This window comes from Serratia sp. BNK-17 (assembly GCF_048684935.1).
Taxonomy (GTDB): domain Bacteria; phylum Pseudomonadota; class Gammaproteobacteria; order Enterobacterales; family Enterobacteriaceae; genus Serratia; species Serratia nematodiphila.
The window spans coordinates 1283277-1305350 of the sequence record NZ_JBLQTR010000001.1; the positions used below are offsets into that span (position 1 = coordinate 1283277).

The 22074-nt window shown below is 61.1% G+C and carries 17 protein-coding genes; 3 read left to right on the plus strand and 14 right to left on the minus strand.

The genetic code is table 11. From position 1 onward, the window contains the following. Window positions 1-103: 103 nt before the first annotated feature. Window positions 104-1129: an AraC family transcriptional regulator gene (locus tag ACMGF7_RS06240; protein ID WP_075201874.1), complete on the plus strand. Its 1026-nt coding sequence runs from the start codon at window positions 104-106 to the stop codon at window positions 1127-1129. Between the two features lie 614 nt (window positions 1130-1743). On the opposite strand, the gene ACMGF7_RS06245 is transcribed toward ACMGF7_RS06240, so the two are convergent. From ACMGF7_RS06245 to ACMGF7_RS06265, 5 genes are all read right to left on the minus strand, one after another. After that, window positions 1744-2166: a hypothetical protein gene (locus ACMGF7_RS06245; RefSeq protein WP_239504357.1), complete on the minus strand. Its 423-nt coding sequence runs from the start codon at window positions 2164-2166 to the stop codon at window positions 1744-1746. Between the two features lie 119 nt (window positions 2167-2285). Beyond that, on the minus strand, window positions 2286-2792 hold the full coding sequence (locus tag ACMGF7_RS06250; protein WP_063919671.1) for a YbaK/prolyl-tRNA synthetase associated domain-containing protein: 507 nt from the start codon (window positions 2790-2792) through the stop codon (window positions 2286-2288). Window positions 2793-2818: 26 nt separating this feature from the next. Then, complete coding sequence (locus ACMGF7_RS06255) at window positions 2819-3790, minus strand: threo-3-hydroxy-L-aspartate ammonia-lyase (RefSeq protein WP_164095954.1); 972 nt, start codon at window positions 3788-3790, stop codon at window positions 2819-2821. A gap of 21 nt (window positions 3791-3811) precedes the next feature. Beyond that, window positions 3812-4201 carry a RidA family protein gene (locus tag ACMGF7_RS06260; RefSeq protein WP_019453413.1) on the minus strand — a complete coding sequence of 130 codons (390 nt, stop codon included), beginning with the start codon at window positions 4199-4201 and terminating at the stop codon, window positions 3812-3814. Between the two features lie 54 nt (window positions 4202-4255). Further along, on the minus strand, window positions 4256-5530 hold the full coding sequence (locus ACMGF7_RS06265; protein WP_164095955.1) for a cation:dicarboxylate symporter family transporter: 1275 nt from the start codon (window positions 5528-5530) through the stop codon (window positions 4256-4258). Window positions 5531-5840: 310 nt separating this feature from the next. Between ACMGF7_RS06265 and ACMGF7_RS06270 the strand changes: the two genes are divergently transcribed. Beyond that, the gene (locus ACMGF7_RS06270) at window positions 5841-6467 is read left to right on the plus strand and encodes a helix-turn-helix transcriptional regulator (RefSeq protein WP_049240023.1); all 627 of its coding nucleotides are present in this window, start codon (window positions 5841-5843) and stop codon (window positions 6465-6467) included. Window positions 6468-6565: 98 nt separating this feature from the next. On the opposite strand, the gene ACMGF7_RS06275 is transcribed toward ACMGF7_RS06270, so the two are convergent. The 9 genes from ACMGF7_RS06275 to fes form a co-directional block, all read right to left on the minus strand. Then, window positions 6566-7183: a DUF2238 domain-containing protein gene (locus tag ACMGF7_RS06275; protein ID WP_049240024.1), complete on the minus strand. Its 618-nt coding sequence runs from the start codon at window positions 7181-7183 to the stop codon at window positions 6566-6568. 117 nt (window positions 7184-7300) lie between these two features. After that, window positions 7301-8320 carry a YncE family protein gene (locus tag ACMGF7_RS06280; RefSeq protein WP_370531156.1) on the minus strand — a complete coding sequence of 340 codons (1020 nt, stop codon included), beginning with the start codon at window positions 8318-8320 and terminating at the stop codon, window positions 7301-7303. A 106-nt stretch (window positions 8321-8426) separates the two neighbouring features. After that, the gene (locus ACMGF7_RS06285) at window positions 8427-9287 is read right to left on the minus strand and encodes an isochorismatase (protein ID WP_021505033.1); all 861 of its coding nucleotides are present in this window, start codon (window positions 9285-9287) and stop codon (window positions 8427-8429) included. A 3-nt stretch (window positions 9288-9290) separates the two neighbouring features. Beyond that, the gene (locus tag ACMGF7_RS06290; protein ID WP_164095956.1) at window positions 9291-10919 is read right to left on the minus strand and encodes a (2,3-dihydroxybenzoyl)adenylate synthase; all 1629 of its coding nucleotides are present in this window, start codon (window positions 10917-10919) and stop codon (window positions 9291-9293) included. A 7-nt stretch (window positions 10920-10926) separates the two neighbouring features. Further along, window positions 10927-12132, minus strand: a complete 1206-nt coding sequence (locus tag ACMGF7_RS06295; protein WP_164095957.1) for an isochorismate synthase — start codon at window positions 12130-12132, stop codon at window positions 10927-10929. Window positions 12133-12344: 212 nt separating this feature from the next. Further along, window positions 12345-13601, minus strand: coding sequence for an enterobactin transporter EntS (gene entS, locus ACMGF7_RS06300; RefSeq protein ID WP_049186372.1), 1257 nt, complete (start codon window positions 13599-13601; stop codon window positions 12345-12347). A 175-nt stretch (window positions 13602-13776) separates the two neighbouring features. Beyond that, window positions 13777-17721 (minus strand): enterobactin synthase subunit F, encoded by a 3945-nt coding sequence (locus ACMGF7_RS06305; protein ID WP_273875558.1) that lies wholly within the window; start codon window positions 17719-17721, stop codon window positions 13777-13779. Window positions 17722-17753: 32 nt separating this feature from the next. After that, window positions 17754-17960 carry an MbtH family protein gene (locus ACMGF7_RS06310; protein ID WP_004930023.1) on the minus strand — a complete coding sequence of 69 codons (207 nt, stop codon included), beginning with the start codon at window positions 17958-17960 and terminating at the stop codon, window positions 17754-17756. Next, window positions 17935-19308 (minus strand): enterochelin esterase, encoded by a 1374-nt coding sequence (gene fes, locus ACMGF7_RS06315; RefSeq protein ID WP_074469401.1) that lies wholly within the window; start codon window positions 19306-19308, stop codon window positions 17935-17937. The genes ACMGF7_RS06310 and fes overlap by 26 nt, the downstream gene beginning before the upstream one ends. A gap of 284 nt (window positions 19309-19592) precedes the next feature. Between fes and ACMGF7_RS06320 the strand changes: the two genes are divergently transcribed. Beyond that, entirely contained in the window at window positions 19593-21875 is a 2283-nt protein-coding gene (locus tag ACMGF7_RS06320; RefSeq protein WP_164095959.1) for a TonB-dependent siderophore receptor, read from the plus strand. Window positions 21876-22074: the final 199 nt, after the last annotated feature.

Consider the following 22074-nt stretch of genomic DNA (forward strand, 5'->3'; position numbering starts at 1 on the left):
ATAATCAATGAATTGTTTACTTGGCGCTATCTATATAGCGCCACTGATGTCAAGAAAACGCCTTTTTTGATCACAAACTGTTAACGGTTTATAAGGAGTACTTATGAGTAAGTCGTTAGCATCATTCTCAAGGTTAGATATCGCACTGCGAAATACACAGTGCAGCGATAATATTATGCCTGCAGAAGCCTTGCTGTTCGATACCCAAGACCTGGATTATGCTCAAGAGAAAGTGAGTGAGGTTTATTGCCCATATCGTTTCAGTCTTGGTGAAAAAAATGAAGGAAACGCAGGTATGTTTAGCCTGCCGGGAGAGAATATCGTGCTGTCCTGGTTTGCTTATGGGACTGATATTCTAATTGAACCGGAAAACTTTAGTGATTTTATATTGACGTTAACGACACTGTCTGGTGAATCTGTGATTCATAGCACCAATATAGTAAAACCCGGCCATGAAAATTCTACAGTTGTCATTGCCGCAGACGACTCGCCACGTTTTCTATATAGCTCAGATAACGTGCAGTTGGGGGTCCGTATTGACGCTCGCTATATGGATGCACTATGGTTACGTTTCTCAGAGGGAGAAGGCGAGTTTTGCTCTTTCGTTTTGCTCGGGGGAGAATGGAATAAGCGCTGGTTGGCCTCTGTAGAAATGCTTAGACAACTGCTGCTTCCAACAATACCTGCCGCTACAAGAAATATGCTGTTGCCTCGGGCAGAGGAATTATTGGTACTACAGCTTCTTGCTGAACGATGGGCCGGTTTTACGGATAAACATTCACGCGGAACTTCCAAACAAAACCTGCCTGCTTACTTACGGCGATCTGTTGAATATATTAATGAAAATATTGATAGCCCTTTGACCTTATCGGAGATTGCGAGTGCTGCTCAATGCAGCATCCGTACTTTGCAACGGGTTTTTCATAGTTGGCGTCAAATAGGTATAATGCAATATGTTAAGGAAGTCCGCTTGCGGAAAGTGCGTGAGGATTTACTGCAGTCAGAGATAAGCTCAGTGACAGAAGTGGCTACTCGATGGGGTTTTTTCCATTTAAGCCAGTTTGCTGCAGATTACCGTAAACAATACGGTGAACTTCCTTCGGAAACTCGACGCAGGCGGCAGCTTTAAAATAGCAACGGTGGGTTTTACCCCCTCAGATGCGGCAGGTGACATCCTGCCGGAATTGGCCAGCTTTGATTGGTGAACAGTCCCCAAATACATAATGACAGACAGCCACCACAACATAGCATCCGTCCTTAAACCAGGGTGTTTTCATTATGGAGTATGCAGACTGAATCCGATGTCTTAACCGACCACACAAAGGTGATTGGCTTCACCAGCATTGAACGTATCTAAAACCGTCCTAAAGAAAAAGCTGATTCGCGATAAATTCGTACCTTTTATCATGTCACTGTAACCCTGCCTTATTCAAGAAAACCCTGGGGCTATCGGGAGTATCCATATACGGCGGTTTCCGGCGAGACAGGCAGGGACGCCTGTCGTAGCCGGCCGTGATACGAAGCGATAAAGTGAGGGCCGTTGGTGCAGCCAACTATCTGGCAGGGCAAGGAACGTGCCTACGGTTCCTTGCTAGGTCGAGGCGTATGAGTCTTATAAAGCATCTCACTTTTATCGGCAGGAACATCACCAATATCTTCAGAAAAAAACGAACTGACAAGCATGATGCCTATGGCTAGTTTTTCGCTTTCTGGGATACGGACTCTCCATCGAACTGCGTTCGATTATTCGGCCTTCGGTTGACTCGGCGGGATCAGCCCAATCAGCGCCAGTACGCAAGATTTGGCGGCTAATACCAGATTGAGATGCCCGGGGAAAGCGACGTTGATGAACCAAAAGGCCAGGAAGATCGCCAGAGAAACCGGCCAGGCGAGCACGAAGAACCGGGTATCGCATAACCGCTGGGCGCAAAACAGCAGCGTCAGCACGATCGCCAACACGCCGAAAGGAAGATACAGAATCAGCCTCAGGTAAGAGGCGATGACATCAGCGAACGAAACGTTATTGATGACGGAAATCGTCAATTTCTGAAAGAATAATGCGTCGTTGTTATAGAGCTCTAAAAGATTTAACCACGCAAAGCTGAACCCTATCGTTAACGACATCCATACTGCGTATTCTTTGCGGGATAGGGGATTGGTGATCAAACTCAGTCTCTCGTTCAGCCAGCGGTTCCGAACAAAGGATATAGCATAAAAACGCTGAACCGGCGGTAAACGGCAGTTCAGCGTTGTTGTTCAACTCGTCTGAACAGACGCTCTTTTTCTCACTCCGCCATCGTCTCCGTACGCGCGAAATGAATAAACTCAGGCGCCGCAATACGCAGATAATCCTGTGCATTGAGCACCACGGAGCGTTGCAGATCGCCGGCGTTAAACGCAATGTCATCGTAACGCTCAAACAGCTCCGGATCGGCGACCAGCCTGAGCTGCGGGTGGAAGCTGAACGGCGGGATCGCCCCCGGCACGCAGGCCGTCAGGGTCGCGATTTCCGCCGGGCTGACCAACGACGCCTTTTTACCGCCCAACTCGGCCGCCAACCGCTGCAGATCCGCCTGACGGTCCGCTGCCAGCACCGCCAAAATGTAATGCTTGGCTCCGTCGATGCGCGTTTGGCACACCAGTGCCTTGGCGCCCTGCCCCTGTTCGGTGCCGCGCAATGCCGCTACAGCTTCGCAGCGCCCCTCCGCCGGATGTTCTATCACCCGGAATGCGGCCTCTCCGGCGCTCAGCAGCGCCACGACCTGCTCAAATACCGTCTTGTCTGTCACCATGGTTCTCTCTCGTCATCCGCCTGTTTCTATTGACCTGCCAGCAACTCGCCGTAGCGGCGAATGTCGACGTTGCCGCCGCTGATGATCACACCGACGCGTTTTCCCCGCAGCATCGATTTCTGCGCGCAGGCGGCGGCGAACCCCAGGCAGCCGGTTGGCTCCACCACCATTTTCATCCGTTCGGCGAAAAAGCGCATGGCGGTAATCAGCTCATCGTCGGTCACCGTCAGAATGTCGTCAACGTCCCGGCGGATAATAGGGAAAGTATATTGGCCCAGATGCTGCGTCTGCGCGCCATCGGCGAGGGTCTGCGGCGTCTCAATGTGAACGATGCGGCCGGTACGGAATGATTGCTGCCCGTCATTGCCCGCCACAGGCTCTACGCCATAGACTCGGCAACCCGGCGACAGCCGACGCGCGGCGAGTGCAGAGCCGGCCAGCAACCCGCCGCCGCCCAGGCAAACGAACAGCGCGTCCAGTTCGCCAACCTCGTCGAACAGCTCTTTAGCCGCGGTACCCTGCCCGGCGATCACCTGCGGGTGATCGTAAGGCGGGATCAACGTTAATCCCTGTTGCTGCGCCAGATCCCGGCCGATCTGCTCGCGATCTTCATGATAACGGTTGTACTCCACCACTTTGCCGCCATAGCCGCGCGTCGCAGCCACTTTGGCCGCCGGCGCGTCGTGCGGCATAACGATCGTGGCGGGAATGTCGAGCAGCCGGGCAGCCAGCGCGATCGCCTGTGCATGATTGCCGGAAGAAAAGGCCACGACCCCGGCCTTGCGCTGCGCCGGAGAAAACTGCAGCAAAGCATTCATCGCACCGCGAAATTTAAAGGCGCCCATACGCTGCAGGTTCTCGCATTTGAAAAATACGCTGGCGCCGAAATCGTCGTCAACCGTGCGTGAAGTCTGCACCGGCGTGCGGTGAGCATAATCCTTGATGCGCGCGGCAGCGGCGGCCACGTCGTCATAAACGGGTAAAATCAAATCGGTCATAGCGTTACCTGTCAGTAAGGGTTAAAGGGCGGCCAACGCGACAGCTTCCACTTCCACGGCGGCGCCATAATGCAGCTGCGATACGCCGGCTACCGCACGCGCAGGGCGAAACTCGCCGATCCATTCGGCATACAGCGCATTGAAGGTCGGCCACAAATCGATATCCGTCAGATAGACGCGCACCTGAACCAGCTGCGCGCGGCCGACGCCAGCCCCTGCCAGGCAGGCATCCAGATTGTCGAGCACCTGGCGGACTTGCCGCGCGAAAGGTTCGCCGGCAAGACTCTCACCGGAAAAGGCGATCGGCAATTGGCCAGAGATATAGACCGTCCCATTGGCCGTGCAACTGGGTGAGTAATGACCGGCGGGAGGAAAGCCGCCGGATCCGTTGTAAACCACATCATGCTTCATATTTAATCCTTGCACAGGTTCGAAAAGCCCTGCGGCAACCGCGCAGGGCGGCATTCAGACGGGTTTGCGCACGGCAGCTTCAGGCAGCCTCGCCTGAAAACCCACACGCTCTTTCTGCCAGTAAGAAATCGCCATGGTCGCCACGCCGTTGCCGGCCACGTTGGTCAACGTACGCATGGTATCCATCAAGCGATCCACGCCAAGAATCAGCGCCAGCCCCTCCATCGGTATCTCTGGAAACATCAACAGCGAAGCGGACAGCGTGACGAAAGCGCCGCCCGTCACGCCGGCTACGCCTTTCGAGGTCAGTAGAAACACCATCAATAGGCCGGCCTGTTGCGCCAGGCTCAGCTCCAAACCGGCGGCCTGAGCGATAAACAGCGCCGCTAACGTCATGTAGATTGAAGAGCCGTCCAGATTCAAGGAGTAACCGGTCGGCACGACAAAACCGACGGTGGCTTTACTGCAGCCGGCCAATTCAAGTTTTTTCATCAGGCCCGGCAAGGCGGCTTCCGATGAGGTGGTGGTAAAGGCGATGATCAGCTCTTCCCTGATGAGTTTTAAGAAACCGAACAGGCTAAAACGGGTCAACCAGGCCACCACGGAAAACACCACCACAATGAGGAACAGACACCCCAGATAGACCAGCCCCACCAATTTCATCACCGGCATCAGCGCGCCGATGCCGTATTTACCCAGCATGAACGCCGCCGCGCCAAATACGCCAACGGGCGCCAGCTTGAGGATGATATTGACCACTTTGAAGGTGGCTTCGGTAAGCAGATTCACCAAATCAACCACCGGCTTGCCTTTATCGCCCATTGCGTACAGCGCATAGCCAAACAGCAGAGCCACCAACAAGATTTGCAGCATGATGCCGCTGGCCAACGCATCAACCACCGTTTTCGGGATGATGCTCATCACGAAATCCACGCCTTGCAGGGGCTCCGCCGGTTTAAGCGCCGTGGCGGCATCGGCATGCAAGGCCAGCCCTTTGCCCGGCTCAAACAGATTGCCCATCGCCAGGCCGATCAGCAGCGCCAACGTGCTGACCACTTCGAAATAACAGACCGAGATCATGCCCAGGCGGCCAACGCCGGCACCGCGTTTAACCTGCGCAAAACCGGCTACCACGGTGAGAAACACAATCAGGCCGGCCACCATTTTGATCAGTTTGACGAAGGCCGCCGCCAGCGGATTGAGCTGAGCGCCGATTTGCGGCCACAACAGGCCCAGCGCGCCACCGGCCGCCAGCCCTACCACCAACTGAAAGGTCAACGTGTAATAAAAAGGTTTTCGTGCAGAACCGACGACTGAAGTTGCAGACATTATTGTTCTCCATGCCCTTGCGGGCCGTTGAAACTAGCGCTGAAAAACCCCGGTGTGTGCGATACGGCTTTTAACGCACGAACATTGTCATATTTAAAACAAATAATCTAAAATTAGAAAATAAGTCCAATAATGATGTTATATACCTGCGCGACGGCCAAATGCCAATCGGGAAGTGCAGAATTGGGAGCAAGATCATTTTTAGTGCCGCCAGGCGCCAGATGAAAACCGCCGTGCGCCGCACTTGTGGTATGTTCTTCATCTGGCTCGAAATGAGCCAACGCCGCCAAGAAAGTGATCGGAGTGCCCTATGCCTGAAGTGCCGGAAAACCTGTTGTTATCCCAGTTGAATGTGATTGCCGAGGGGCTGAGCGCCACCTTCGCGCCGTTTTGCGAGGTGGTGGTTCACGATCTGCAAAATCCCGAACACGCCATTTTGGCGATCCACAACAACCTGTCCGGACGAGAAGTCGGCCAAGCGGCGACGGAACTTGGCCTGGCTCGCATCGCTTCGGCGGAGTTTCCCAGCGTGATCGCCAACTACGGCAACCAGTTCGCCGATGGCCGCCCGGCGAAAAGCACCTCGATCGGCATCAAGAATGCGCAGGGCGACTACGTCGCCGCACTCTGTTTGAACGTTGATATGACGCTGTTCCGCGGCATGCAAAGCGCGCTGGCGCAGTTCACGCAAACGGCGGCCGGCGCGGTGGCGGAACACCTGGAGCCCAGCGGCGCGGAGGCCATCCGCAACCGTATCGATCGCTTCGCCGCACGCCACGCCACCACGCCGCGCGCGCTGAAAACGCCGGAGAGAAAGCGGTTGATTCAGGAACTGAGGGAGCAAGGCCTGCTCGAGGTGAAAAAGGCGATGGAGATTGTGGCGCAGCACCTCGGCGTTTCCCGCGCTTCGGTGTATCTCTATGCGAAAGAAGAGTGAAAAGGCGACGCCTTCCAGCCCCGCCTGGTTACTTTACGTTTTTTCATAGAAAACCCGCCATACGGCGGGCTATTACGCGATGTGATCATTTGAGTTTTTCAGCCCAAGCGAGCGATTTGCCGCTCCTGCCAACGCCCGAACAGCAACAGGCCGCATATCGCCCCGAGCAGCGCGCAGAACATGTCGGACTGGGTGTCCCACGGGTCGCCCTGGGTGCCGAGAAACTCGTCGGCGCCCTGGCCCAGCGCCAGCGCCGCCCACCATTCGATCAGCTCATACAGGGCACTGATGGCGAGCGCGATGCAGCACACCACGAAGCCCAGCATCTTGCGCCCCTGTACATAACCACCGCGCAGCAGGATCTCGCGCGCCGCCAGCGCCGGCACCAATCCCTGAAAGAAATGCCCCAGTTTGTCGTACGGGTTGCGATCAAGATCCAGCCACTGCTGCACCTCAAACCCCAGTGGCACGCGGGCATAGCTGTACATGCCGCCAAAAATCAGGATCAGCGCGTGGAAGAAAATCAGCGTGTAGAGCAGCGGCGTCAGCGGGTAACGGCGGTGGGTGAGCCACAGCAGCGGCAAAACGATCAAGACCGGCGCCACCTCCATCAGCCAGGTGGTGCGATCGTAAGGGCTGATGCCGCTGTGGATCAGCGCGGCCAGCAGCAGCAGAGTGATAACGGACAACAACAGCGGAGAGCGTGAGACGGGCATAACCAACATTCCTTCGGGTCAATAAGGCAATCCACACGTTATACCGCAGATCGCACGGCGAAAAAAACAGGCGGAGCGTCGCCGCTTCGCCTGTTCGGTGTGCTTACCTGGGTGGGATTATTTCAGCACGACGCGGATCACGTCGTCCGGCGCGGTCGCTTCTTTCTCGCGGCTGGAAGCCTGCTTGACGCTGACATACAGCGTTTGGCCATCAGGCGACAGCGCCAAGCTGTTCGGATGGGTCGGCGTCTTGATGGTGTTCAACACCTTGTAGCTCTTGGCGTCGATCACGCTCACTTCGCCCGCCTGACGGTGGGTGACGTACACTTCATTGCGCGCCGGGTTGAACAGCACCGCCAGCGATTCCGGCACGTCGATCTTGCTCAGGATGTTGCCGTTACGGGTATCCACCACCAGCACCTGTGGCTGCTTGGAATCAGTGATGAAGGCGCGATGGGTGGCGGTATCCAGGCTGATGTTCAGGAAGAAGTGCTCTTTGGACTCATCCAGTTTCTTGCGCGACAGCACCTTGTTGCTCTGGGTATCGATGGTCACCAGTTCGCCGTCGGCGTTGGTGACGTACAGGCGTTTGGCGGCGGCGTCCAGCGCCAGGCCAGTGCCGTACTTGCCGGTGTCGGTCACGGTGGCGCGCAGGGTCAGATCCTTGCCGTCCACCACCCATACTACGCTGGAATCCCCCAGCCCGGTGATATACAGGGTATCGCTGTCGGCATCCGCCACCAGTTCGCGCGGCGCCAGCGGCTTGACGGTTTCGGAGCGCTGGCGCGCGTCCAGCACCAGGCGGCCTTTCACGTCACCGGTCTTGGCGTCGATGGCGGTCACCGAGTTATTGACGGTGTTGCCGAAGAACAGCGTACCGGTCTTGGCGTTGACGGCGGCGCCGAATGGCTTGATGTCGTTATGGATAATTTGGGTCACGTCCAGCGTGGTCGGATCCAGACGGTAAACGATGCCGCCCTTGTCCAGCTTGCGGCTCTGCGAGGTGGCCAGGTAGAGCGCGTTCTCGCTCGGGCTGTAGGCCATTTCATAGGCGCCTTTGCCGACCGGCTTGCGCAGCACTTCCGGCGCGGTTTGCGCCTGCAAGGTGTTGGAGAACAGCAGCGTAGACAGCAGCATCAGCGGAAATGCCGCACGTTTTCCCTTGGTGATCAAAGTATTCATCAAAATCTCCTTATAAAGCCAACAGGGTGGCCGAACGGCCGCCCTCTGCTCGTGATTAAAATCAGGCTTTCTCTTCGGAAAGCAGCGCCCACCAGCTGTCGATGGTCGGGTTGCGCGCCAGCGCGATAAAGTCGATGTCGCCGCGGATCTTGCGCCAGCGGGTCGCCAGCTCCATGATGCGCACCGAATCCAGACCGTAATCGATCAGGTTTTCATCGTTGCCCATGTCTTCGCTGTCTTCATCCAGCAGCGGCAGGATCTGCTGACGCAGCGCGTCGATGCTGGCGATGCCGGCCGCCGGCAGCAGAGACGCGGTGGTCACCACCCGGCCGCAGCGGCCGGCGGTGTAGCGCAGCGCCATCAGGTGTTCGTCGCGCGAGAAGTCCGCCAGGCCGTCGGCCACCATGAACGGCTGGATGTTGCGCATAAAGGCGTCGATGGCGGTGGTCAGGCAGCCGATGTGCGCATACACGCCGCAGATGATCAGCTGATCGCGGCCGGACTCCTGCAGGATCTCCTGCAGCGGCGAGCGATGGAAGGCGCTGTAGCGCCATTTCACCAGCACCGTATCGTCTTCGTCCGGCGCCAGCGCGGCGGTCACCGCCTGCTGCTCAGGGTGCTTGTTCAGGCCCGGCCCCCACATGTCGTTCAACAGCGCGCGATCTTCATCGCTCTGCTGGTTCGGCTGCGCGGTATAGAACACCGGGATGCCCTGCTGCTTGCAGTAGCGGCGCAGGTTGGCGATGTTCTCCACCACCTGTTTAATCAGCGTGCTGTCCTCGCCCCAGAAGTTGAGGAAATACTGCTGCATATCGTGGATCAACAGCGCGGCGCGCTGCGGCTCCACCTGCCAGGTGACTTTATTTTGCGGCAGTTCGTCCGCCGTCGGCAGCGCGTAATCATTAAGTTTTGGAATGGCCATCGATTAATCTCCCTGAGCCTGAGTCTGTAGTTGCGCGTCGAGCTGCTGGCGCAGCCGTTTTTTGTCCACTTTGCCGACCGGGGTCAGCGGCAGGCTGTCCACCTGAATAAAGCGATCCGGCAGTTTGAAGTCCGCCACGCCCTGTTCACGCAGGTGACGGCGCAGCACCACCGGTTTCAGCGGCGCGTTGGCGATGATATAGGCGCAGCTCTTCTCCCCCATCAGCGCGTCCGGCATCGACACCAGCGCGGCGTTGATCACGTCAGGATGACGCAGCAGCAGGTTCTCGATCTCCTCGGCGGCGATCTTCTCCCCACCGCGGTTGATCTGGTCTTTTTGCCGCCCCTGCACGGTGATGTAACCGTCTTCGCTGATGCTGATCAGATCGCCGGAGCAGTAGAAACCGTCGGCGTCGAAAGCATCGGCGTTGTGCGCCGGGCTCTGGTAGTAACCGCGGAAGGTGTAAGGCCCGCGCGTCATCAACCGCCCGACCTCGCCCGCCGGCAACGGATTGCCGTCGTCATCCGCCACCCACACTTCGTCGTCCGGCGACATCGGCCGCCCTTGCGTCGCCAGAATGTGGCGTTCGTCATCGTCCAGCCGGGTGTAGTTCACCAGCCCTTCCGCCATGCCGAACACCTGCTGCAGTTGGCAGCCGATTTCGTTCTGAATGCGCGCCGCCAGCGTTTCGCCCAGCTTGGCGCCGCCCACCTGCAGCAGTTTCAGGCTGGCGAGCTGGGCATTGCCGCCCCACTCTTCGATCGCCTGCAGCCACAGCGTGACCGCCGGCGGCACCAGCGCCGTCACGTTGATTTGGTGCTGTTCGATCAGGCGGAAGCATTGCCCGGCGTCCGGATCGGCGGCGAACACCACCAGCCCGGCACCATAAAACACGCCCAGCACGCCCGGCGAACTCATCGGGTAGTTGTGCGCCACCGGCAGCGCGCACAGATAGCGGGTCTGCGCGTCGAAGCGGCAGATCTCCACGCTGCGGCGAATGCTGTAGTAGTAATCATTGTGGGTGCGCGGGATCAGCTTCGGCGTACCGGTGCTGCCGCCGGAAAGCTGGAAGAACGCCACCTGATCAGCCGCGGAAGGCTGCGCGACGAAACCGTCGCTCGCTTCGTCCAGCCAGGCGGCCAGCGCCAGCTCGCCCTCGGCCTGGCTGCGCAGCGCCACGACGCGCAGCGAAGGATGCGCATCGCGGAAGGCGTTCAGGAATTGATCGTCGGCAAACAGCGCGTGCCGGCGATCGGCGATCAGCAGCGCCGGTTTGATCTGCTCGGCATAGGCGTTCAGCTCACTGCGCTGATGGCTGAACAGCGCGTTGACCGGCGCCACACCAATTTTCAGCAGCGCGAAGAACACGATATAGAACTCCGCCACGTTGCCCAGCTGCACCAGTGCGGTGTCGCCGGATTTCACGCCGCGGCGCAGCAAAGCGGCCGCCAGGCGATCGGAGCGCTGCTGCAGCTCGCGGTAGGTCAGGCTGCCCTGGGCGTCGATGATCGCCGGAGCGTCATTGTTGGCCTGGCGGTCGAGGATCTCGGTCAGCGGCTTGTCAATCCAGTAGCCGCGCTCGCGATAGCGGCTGGCGAACTCCGCCGGCCAGGGGGTAAAGGCAATGCTCATCTTGTCGTTATCCTTGATTTATACCAAAGGCACGCAGAATGGTGCTGAGTTTGGTGCCTGTTTCATGCCATTCAGATTCGGGTGAAGAGTCTTCCACGATGCCGGCGCCGGCGAACAGCCGTACCCGGTTGCCGTCAACGGTGCCGCAGCGGATAGTCACTACCCACTCGCCGTTGCCTTCGTCGTCGCACCAGCCGACGATGCCGCCGAACAGGCCGCGATCGAACGGCTCCAGCTTGCCGATCAGGGCGTGCGCCTCGGCCGTCGGCATGCCGCACAGCGCCGGCGTCGGGTGCAGCAGGCAGGCCAGCGACAGGGCGTTTTCGTCGGGAGACGCCGCCTCGCCGTCGATCGGCGTGGAGAGATGCCACAGCGTGGTGGTGGTCAATAATTCAGGGGTTTGCGGCACGTTCAGGTAGCGGCAGCGGCCGGCCAGCACGTCACGCATGCTTTCGGTGACGATGCGATGCTCGTGGCGATCTTTCGCCGAGGCCATCAGCCGCTCCCCCACTTCGCGATCGCGCTCTGGGTCGGCCTCGCGCCGGGCGGAACCGGCCAGCGGGTTGGAATAGAAACGGCCGCCGTCCTGGCGCAGCAGCAGCTCGGGGCTGGCGCCCAACAGCGCGCCCTGCTCCAGCGGCACATGGAAATGGAAACCGTGCGGGTTTTGGGCAATCACGCGCGCCATCAGCGCATGGCGATCCACCGGCTGACGCGTTTCGATCTCCAGCAGGCGCGACAAGACCACTTTGTCCAACTCACCTGCCTTCATCGCGTCGACGGCGTCGCTGACCATGTTCATGAACGGCTGCTGTGGCGGCAGTTCCGTTACCCCGGCCAGCTCCGGCCCGTCCGCCGCCGGCCTAACGCCGGCCATAAAGGCGGCGCGATCGAACCAGCGGCTCTGCTGCGGAATAAACAGCGCCGAAGGCTGCCGGGTATCGAACGGAATGGCGCCGCACAGCAGCGGCTTTTTGATGCCGGCCTGGCGGGCCTCGGCAAACGCCTGCCGTACGCTGCGCTGGAACTCGCCGTTCAGATCGGCACCGTCTGCGGCCGGCAGGCGAATGCGGCTGAAACAACCGGTGGTGGTCAGACTGCGGAAAGGAGAAGTAAAGAAGAAGCCCGACGCCGGAGAAAAATCAGCGGCAAACCGCTGCTCTTCGCACTCCTGCACTTCCTTTCGATTGATGTCGTTCACGGCAGTATCCATCGCTTCGCCCTCAAGAATTTGAAGTGATAACCAATATAATAATGATTATCATTTGAGTTAATTCCGCGCTAAATTACTCGCCGATATTTGCTATGTCAATAAACGTAAGCACTTCTTTCATTTCGAAATCATGACATAAACGCTGTGGGTTTTACGCATGCCGATGATAAGCATTGCTATTTGATCCCACAGCGTTGTTTTAACGCGTTCGACTACTTTTCTGTGGCGGGCTGCGGCTCCGGTTTGTGCAGCGTAACCTGGCGCAAACCGGTCATGGCGAACAGCAACAGGATGCCGAGCAGCGCCGCGCCGAAGCCGAAACCGCTGGCGCTCATCGCCGGCAGCATAAAGGCGCCCATCGCCCCCAGCAGCAACGCGCCCAGCGCATCGCCCACCACGTTCTGCGCCGTCCACAGGCCATTGATGCGGCCGAGGAAGTTGTCCGGCGTCAGGCTCTGGATCAAGCCGTATTGCAGCAGCGAGTTCAGCGCGCTCAGGTAGCCGAACGCCACCAGGCACAGCAACGCCAGGCTGTACCACGGCATCAGGCCGAACAGGCCGATGGCGGCGAACGCCGCGATCGCCGTCAGCAGCATCACCCAGCCGGGGCGCGCCACATGCGCCACGCGCCCGCTGGTGAACGCGCCGATGGCGGCGCCGAGCGGCACGGCGGCGTACATATAACCGAGGTGGGCAGCGTCGATGTGCCAGCCTTCCGCCATCGCCGGGTACAGCACGCGCACCGCGCTGGCCATGGTCAGCAGCGCGCCGATCAGTGCCACCATGCCGATCACCTTGTTCTGGAACAGGAAGGCGAAACCGCCCGCCAGCGCGCGCAGCGGGTGTTCACGCGGCTGCGGTGGCGGCATCAGCTGCGGCAGGCTCAGCAGCGGCAGCAGCGTCAGCAGGGTGCCGAACGCCGCCAGACCGTAGTTCCAGGCGATGCCCATATGGGCGATCACCAGGCCGCCGATCGCCGGAGAAAGAATCGAGCCGAAGCGCACCGTCAGCATGCTGATGGCCCCCGCCTGCACGATGTTTTCGCGGCCCACCAGCGCCGGCGTGGCCGCCAGCAGCGCCGTCACCCCCACCGCGCCAAAGAAGCCGTCCCACACCGCCAGCAGATAAATGGCCGCCAGCGAAGGCGACGGCAACAGGGCATTGAGACACAGGCCGACAAATCCGACGCCGCAGGTGGAACGCGCAAACAGAATCAGCCGGCGTCGCTCATAGCGATCGGCCAATACGCCCCCCATCAGCAGCCCGGCGAACATGCCGCCGCCGGCCAGCGTCACCGCCAGCCCGACCTGCAGGGTGGAACCGGTCAGCGCCTGGATCTGCACCGGGATGGCGATCGCCATCAGTCCCAGCGCCACAATGGAGATAAAGCGCGCGCAGAACACCGCGCGGAAAGCCCGGTTGGTTTTCAGCAGGCTGAAATCAAGCAGGATGGAGGGTTTGCTACTCATCGGTTGTTCACCACATCTTTAAACGGGGATTCTGCAGTTGCGGGGCGCTATGCTAGCACAGATGGCGAAATCAATAATGATAATAAAAATCATTGATATTCAATTGTGAGCGACCGCAAGAAACGCCGCCAAACGCGGGATAATCCCCGTGCCTGGCGGCGGGATGAGGGCGTCATTACAGCGTGCGCAAGATCCGGTTCAGCAGCGGCCCCAGCACTTTGAACGACGCCGGCGAAACGATATCGACATGCGCGCAGTCCAGCTCGTGCGCCTGCAGCGCATCGACATACTGCGACCAGGTTTGCTGCACGTCCATCCCTTCCTGCAGCGTGCGTTTGGCGACGAACAGCGTCGCCTGGCCGTGGAAACGGGCGGTCCGCGTGTGCGACAACAACCGCACCGAATCGGCGTAGTTGGCTTCGATGTTGTCGAACATCATGGTGCGCGTCTCACCCAGCGCCGGATCGAGCGTGTCCTGCGACACCGCCAGGAACTGCTCGCGCTCGCGCTGCACTTCCTTCAACACGTTGTCGTCCAGCATCACGTCCCAGTTTTGGGTCTCCGGCGGATAGGTATCCAGCAGGCCGAGGAACGCCACCTGCTCGCCGCGCGCCTGCAGCCGGGCGGCGATGCCCTGCGCCAGCGTGCCGCCCAGCGAATAACCGATGAAGTGGTACGGCCCGTGCGGCTGCACCTGCAGCACCGTCTGCAGGTGGGCATCCACCACCTGATCCATGTCTTCGCTCAGCGCCAGCGGGCCATCCGGCCGCGGCGACTGGATGCCGACCAGCGACCAGTGCTGGTCGAGATAGCGCGGCAATGCGCTGAACTGCCAGGAGAAGCCGGATGCCGGGTGCAGGCAGAACAGCGTCGGCCCCTCGGTAACGCGCAGCGGCAATACGCTGTCGAAGCCACTGCGATCGGCCTCTTCCTGCGTGCGATCTTCCGCCAGCAAGGCGGCCAGTTGCTCAACGCGCGACGCCACCATCACCTGGCCGACGGACACCGCCTTGCCCAGATCGCGGCGCAGCTCCGCCGCCAGGCGCATCGCCAGCAGCGAGTGGCCGCCAAGCGCGAAGAAATCGTCGTCGGCGAACACCTGCTCGCGCTGCAGCAAGCGGGCGAATACCGCCGCGATCTCGCTTTCCAACCCGGCCTGCGGCGTCCGCCCCGCCTTGCGCTCACCGCCCTGCGGCTGCGGCAACGCCTTGCGATCCAGCTTGCCGTTGGCGCTCAGCGGCAAATCCTGCATTTCCACCAGCGCCACCGGCACCATGTGCGGCGGCAGGCGGTCGGCCAGCGCCGCGCGCAGGGCTTCCGCATCCCAGCTCGCGCCTGGCTGCATCACCAGATAGCCCACCAGCTGGCGCGCATCGCCGCCGGCGTCCACCGGCGTGCCCTGCAACACCAGCGCGTGCGTCACCGCCTGGCGCACGCCCGGCAGCGACAGCAAGGCGTGATCGATTTCACTCAGCTCAATACGCTGCCCGCGGATCTTCAGCTGATCGTCGCTGCGGCCCAAATATTCCACCGCGCCGTCCGGCAGCCAGCGCGCCACGTCGCCGGTACGGTACATCCGTCCGCCCTCGCCGAACGGGTCGGCGACAAAGCGGCTGGCGGTCAGATCCGGCCGGCCAAGGTAGCCGTGCGCCAGCTGCACGCCGGTCAGATACAGATCGCCCGCCACGCCCGGCGGCACCGGCCGCAGGCGCGCGTCCAGAATGCGCAACCCAGTGTTCCATACCGGCAGGCCGATCGGCACGTTGGCGCCGGTCACCTTCGCCAGCGCGTCGCCGTAGGCCGGATGCCAGGTCACGTCCACCGCCGCTTCGGTCGGGCCGTAGAGGTTGTGCAACGGCACCGCCGTGCGGCTTTGCCACAGGCGGCACAGCTCCGCCGGCAGCGCTTCGCCGCTGCAGAACACCTGGCGCAGCGCGGCGCAGCTCGCCACCGCCGCGTCGTCGTCCAGGGCGGCCACGAAAGCCGCCAGCATCGACGGCACGAAGTGCAGCGTGGTAATGCGATGTTGGGCGATCAGCTGTTGCAGCTGCTGCGGATCGCGATGCGCCTCCGGCGGCGCCATCACCAGCCGGGCGCCGACCATCAGCGGCCAGAAGAATTCCCACACCGAGACGTCGAAACTGCACGGCGTTTTCTGCAGCACCGCGTCGTCCGCCCCCAGCGGATACTGGTGTTGCATCCACAGTAGGCGGTTGACGATCGCCTGATGGCCGACCAGCACGCCTTTCGGGCGCCCGGTGGAGCCGGAGGTAAAGATGATATAGGCCGCATGATCCGGCGTCGGGCCCGCGATCGCCACCCCGGCGGCGTGATCGGCCGCCAGCGGTGCGTCATACAGCAAAATTTCGCCCTTGTCGGCGAAACGCGCCTGCTGCGCCGGGCTGGTGATGACCAGCCGGGGTGCGGCGTCTTCCAGCATCATCGCCAGCCGCTCGTCCGGATAACCGGTGTCCAGCGGCAGGTAGGCGGCGCCCGCTTCCACGATCGCCATCAACGCTAGCGACAGGAACACCGAGCGCGGCAGCGCCACCGCCACGATGTCGCCCGGCCGTACGCCCTGCACAACCAGCTGGCGCGCCAGCGCCGTGACCTGTTCGCGCGTTTCGCGGTAGGTGAAGCTGAAATGCGCATCCGCCAGCGCCGGCGCGTTCGGCGTGCTTTGCGCCTGCTGCGCCAGCAGTTGGCTCAGCGTGGTCGCCGGCACCGGATGCGCCGTGTCGTTGACCCGCGCCAGCAGAGCGCGATCGTCGGCGGTCAGCATGTCGGCTTCGCCGATCGGCAACGTTGCCTGCGCGGCGAACTGCGCCAGCAGCAGCGGCAACCGCTGCAGATGCGCCAGCAGTTCCTGACGGCTGTAACGCTCGGCGTTGGCCAGCAGCTCCACCTTCAGCTGATGGTGTTCGTCGATAAACAGCGCAATCTCCAGATCGCGCACCGGCCCGGAGGCCAGATCGTGGGTAATGCCTTCGATACCGGCGAAGTCCAGCTGGTAATCGAACATTTTGAAGTTGAAGACCGTACCGTACAGCGGTTCGCCGTCGCCGATGCGCCCCAGATCGCGCTGCACCTGTTCGGCGTCGTAGCGCTGATGGCGGCGCACCGTTTTCAGCTCGCGGCTGATGCGGGCGGCGGCCTCATACAGCGTGGCCTGCGGCTCGAGGTGCATCTCCATCGGCAACACGTTGATCACCGGGCCGGCGGCGCACAGGGCGGCCGATCCGGTACGGCGCATGAAGATAAAACCGGCGCTGAAGCTCGGTTGGCCGCTCAGACGCGACACCCACAGCGCCACCAGCGCCACCGCCATATCGGCGGCGTTCAGCTTCTGCTGCGCGCCGCACTGCACCAGTTCGGCGAAGGCCTGCGGATCGCAGCGCTGTTCCAGCCGGTGGATGCGCGGCGTGGGCGTTTGCCCGGCCAGCGGCTGCGGGCAGATCGTGGCCGGCGGCGGCAACTGCCGTGCTTTTTCGCGCCAGAAATCGGCGTCGCGTTGCCAGGCCGGGGCCTGCCGGTAAGCCTGGTATTCCGCCACCACGTCGCTGAACGCCGTGAAAGGCGTCGGTTCCAGCGCGTCGCCGCGGCAAAGATGGGTGTAAATCGCCGCCACGCGGCGCGCGATGGCGGTGAAGCTGAAACCGTCCACCAGCAGATGGTGATAGCGCTGATACCAGAACCAGCGGTCATCCGCCAGACGCATCACCACATGACGATACAGCGGCGCGCCGCTGCCGGCGCGCAGATCGCTCGCCAGATCGATGTCCATCAGCGCGCGCGCGGCGGCTTCAGGATCCGGCGACGTCGTCAGATCGACAAGTTCCGGCGCGTGCACCACCAGCGTGTCATCCAGCCATTGCACCGGCACGCCGTCGCGTTCCGCAAAACGCAGGCGCAGCATGTCCACCTCGCCCAGACCCTGGATGATGGCCTGCAGCAGAGGCTCCACGGCGACAGGGCCGTTGAGTTCGATGGCGTGAGCCACCGCGTAGGCATTGCGATGCGGGGAGATTTGATCGGCGACCCAGATGCCGGGTTGTGCCGCGACCAGCGGCCATTCGCCCGCAAGCGCCGGGCCGCTGAGAGAGTTAGGGGTGTGTGACACTGCTTATTGCTCCCGTGATTACCTGGCGCCGGTCACGCCTCGCGTGCTGCGACCGGCAGAATATCTTGCCAATGCTGTTCCAGCCATTCGGCGCACTCGAGGCGCGCCGCCGGGCCAAAGACGATCGTCCACTCGGACGGAATGGCGCGGAAATCCGGCCACAAACTGTATTGTTGTTGTACGTTGCGCAGCACCAGGCTGCGCTGCTGTTGATCATCGAACGGATTCAGGCTTTCCATCATGTGTTCCTCGTGCCGTCGCCGATGCCGGGTAAGCGGTGGCGAAAGCGGAAGCCCATACCGCCTGCAGCCCATCGGTCAGGCCGCTGCGCCAGCACAGCGCATCGTGCCCGCCTTCCACCACCCGGTAGTGCACCCGATGGCCGGCGTCGCTCAGGCGCGCCGCCATTTCGCCACTGACCCGATGCACCAGTTTTTCCTGCGAACCGGCTTCCATAAAGACCTTCAGCGCGCCGTGGTTGCCCAGGCCGTGGCGTTCGACCTGTTGCATCAGCCAGCAGGCGTCGTCGGGAATGCTCGGCAGCTGCAGCATGTCGCGCCGCGGCCACCAGTAGGAACCGGACTGGGTGATCACCGCGCCGAAGCGCTGCGGCCAGCGCAGCCCGGCATACAGGGAGGCCAGGCCGCCAAAGCTTTGCCCCGCCACCACCGTATCGGCCGGCTTGTCGCTGTGCGGCGCCCAGTCGGCCAGCTGCGGCATCAGTTCTTCCTGCACCGCCAGCCAGAAATCGTCCTTGCAGGTTAATTCTCGCGCCCGGTGCGGCAGATCGATGATGTCGATCAGCACATACACCGCTTCCGGCAACGCCCCCTCGCGGGTCAGTTGCATCAGCGGCGCCCAAACCGGCATCTGCTTCGCCCAGAACTGGCCGTCGAGCAAGATCGCGAGCGGGCGCTCGGCCGGCTTGCTGTCGCCGGTGGTGTAGATCCAGACGTCGCGGCTGTTGCCCAGGCGCTCGCTCTGCCAGGTATGCCGCTGCAAACGCGCCGGCAGCGGCGGCGTGCAGCGCCCGCTGGCGATCTCATATTCGTCGAACGAACGCCATACCGGCTGCGGCGGCGCATCCGGCATGTGCAGACCGGAGACGCTGTGACCGCTGGCGCTTTGCCAGGAGCGATACGGGTTGAGCAGATCGGGGGTAGCGCTGGCGAACACCTGATGCCACCAGTGACGCAGGTTGTGCATGTTGGCGTGCGCATCGTCGCCGCTGAACGCCGGCGGCCGCTCGTCAAAGCAGGGGATAAAGCAGTAGCTTCCGCGCCAGGCGCCGCTCAGTTCGGTCTGCCAATACCACACGTCGGTGCCGGCCAAACGCTGCAGGCTTTGCGGCGGATTCGGCTGATGGTGGTCGGTCAGGCAGTTAATGTTGATCCATACGCGACGGTAGGCGGAGGTCAATTCGCATCCCTGGGGATCGCGCCAGAAAAAGGTGGTGCGCCAGCGGCCGTTACCCGCCGGTTCTACCCATGGCGTACCGCGTCGTGCCACCGTCAACCACCACCCTGGACTGCCCGCATTGCTGCTGGCCAATAATCTGCTGCTTTCTGACTGTAGTTCTGTATTCACAACGCCTACCCATTTTGTAGTTGGCGGCACCGGGAACATCGACTTTTCCCTATCGCCGGCCACCGCCCGAACGCACTGTACGCCAAATACTATTGATAATAATTTGCATTTGCAATAGTGTGTAAGGCTTGGAGATCGTGCTGGTATTGCGCGCAACGGACAGGGATCGGGGATACATCAATGGCATCCCTTGCCGCAGCCGATTTTCTATTTCCGACTACACAAAAACTACAACCGCCCTTCCCCCCATTCGGCGAGGGATGGCAGCAAGGTAGGACACTCAGATGAAAAGCAAGCTATCACGTTATTCTTTAGCCACTCTTATCGGCTTGGGATTGGGCGCGTCCGCGTTCGCCAACGCCGCGCAGCAAACCGACACCACCACCACGGAAGAGAACAGCGGCGCCACGGATAAAAAGCCGCGCGGCGAAGACACCATCGTCGTGACCGCCGCCCGGCAGAACCTGCAGGCGCCGGGGGTGTCCACCATCACCGCCGACGAGATCAAAAAACGCCCGCCGGCGCGCGACATCAGCGAACTGATCCGCACCATGCCCGGGGTTAACCTGACCGGCAACTCCACCAGCGGCCAGCGCGGCAACAATCGCCAGATCGATATCCGCGGCATGGGCCCGGAAAACACCCTGATTCTGATCGACGGCAAACCGGCCTCCAGCCGCAACTCGGTGCGTCAGGGCTGGCGCGGCGAGCGCGACTCCCGTGGCGATACTGCCTGGGTGCCGCCGGAAATGATCGAACGCATCGAAGTGCTGCGCGGCCCGGCCGCGGCGCGCTACGGCAACGGCGCCGCGGGCGGCGTGGTCAACATCATCACCAAGAAAGCCGGCGATGCGCTGCACGGCTCGCTGAACGGCTACTTCAACGTGCCGCAGCACAAGCAGGAGGGCGCCACCAAGCGCACCGATTTCAGCCTGTCCGGCCCGCTGAGCGATTCCCTGAGCTTCCGCCTGTTCGGCGGCTACAGCAAAACGCAGGCCGACGCCTGGGACATTAACGAATCGCATAAATCCGAACGCGTCGGCGCCTACGCCAACAGCGTCCCGGCCGGGCGCGAAGGGGTAGTCGATAAAAACATCGACGCCCTGCTGCACTGGGACTTCGCCCATCTGCAGTCGCTGGAGTTCGAGTACGCCTACGGCCGCCAGGGCAACCTGTACGCCGGCGATACCCAGAACACCAACACCAACGCCCTGGTGCAGAGCAACTACGGCAAAGAGACCAACCGCATCTACCGTGAAACCTTCGGCCTGACCCACCGCGGCGCCTGGGACAACGGGGTGAGCACCAACAACTACGTGCAGTTCGAACGCACCCGCAACACCCGCCTGAACGAGGGCTTGGCCGGCGGCACCGAAGGCATCTTCGACACCAAAAACACCGGTTTCGGCACCACCAAGCTGGACGACTTCCTGGCGCACAGCGAAGTCAGCGTGCCGTTTGAGCTGGGCGTCGCGCAAACCGCCACGCTGGGCACCGAGTGGACCCAGCAGCGGATGAAAGACGGCACCTCCACCAGCCAAACGCTGATGGGCGGCACCATTCCCGGCATGACTACCGGCACGCGCAGCCCTTACGCTTCCGCACATATCTTCTCGCTGTTCGCCGAAGACAACATTGAGCTGACCGACACCACCATGCTGACGCCGGGTCTGCGCTACGATCTGCATTCGGAATCCGGCAACAACTGGAGCCCGGCGCTGAACCTGTCGCAGGAACTGGGTGATTACTTCACGCTGAAGATGGGCATCGCGCGTTCCTATAAAGCCCCGACGCTGTTCCAAACCAACGGCAACTACCTGCTGTACAGCAAAGGCCAGGGATGTGCCGGCAGCGATACCAAAAACGGCTGCTACCTGCTCGGCAACGACGATCTGAAAGCGGAAACCAGCGTTAACAAAGAGATCGGGCTGGAATTCCATAACGAAGGCTGGCTGGCCGGCGTGACCTACTTCCGCAACGATTACCACAACAAGATTGAGGCGGGTAACTCGCGCATCGCCACCAGCAGCACCGGCACGGCGGTCTATCAGTGGGAAAACGTGCCGAAGGCGGTGGTGCAGGGGCTGGAAGGCTCGCTGAACGTGCCGGTCAGCGAGACCGTCACCTGGAGCAACAACGCCACCTACATGATCGAGAACAAGAACAAGACCACCGGCGATTACCTGTCGGTGATCCCGAAGTTCACCGTCAACTCGACCCTCAGCTGGCAGGCCACGCAGGATCTGTCGATGCAGTCCACCCTGACCTGGTACGGCCGGCAGAAGCCGAAGAAGTACAACTATCAGGGTAAACCGGCCACCGGCGGCGAAACCCGCGAGGTCAGCCCTTACGCCGTCGTCGGCGCCAGCGCAACCTATGACCTGACCAAAAACGTCAGCGTCACCGCCGGCATCGACAACCTGTTCGACAAACGCCAGTTCCGCGCCGGCAACGCGCAGAACGTGGGCGATCCGAACACCGGCGCGATCAACATCGCCGGCGCGGGCGCGGCCACCTACAACGAACCGGGCCGTACCTACTACATGAGCATCAACACCCACTTCTGATGACATGACCCAACGACAAAGGGGTGCTCAGCACCCCTTGAGGTAAATGACAAAGCGGATGACGTTGCCGGGCTTTCATTAGGCGACAGATAGAAAACAAGGAAAATCAATTCATTGATTTTCGGCTGATAACCACAAAGGAGGAAAAACCACGCTTTTTCCTCCTTTGTCAGCCACTAGAAAGGGCGCCGCGGCGCCC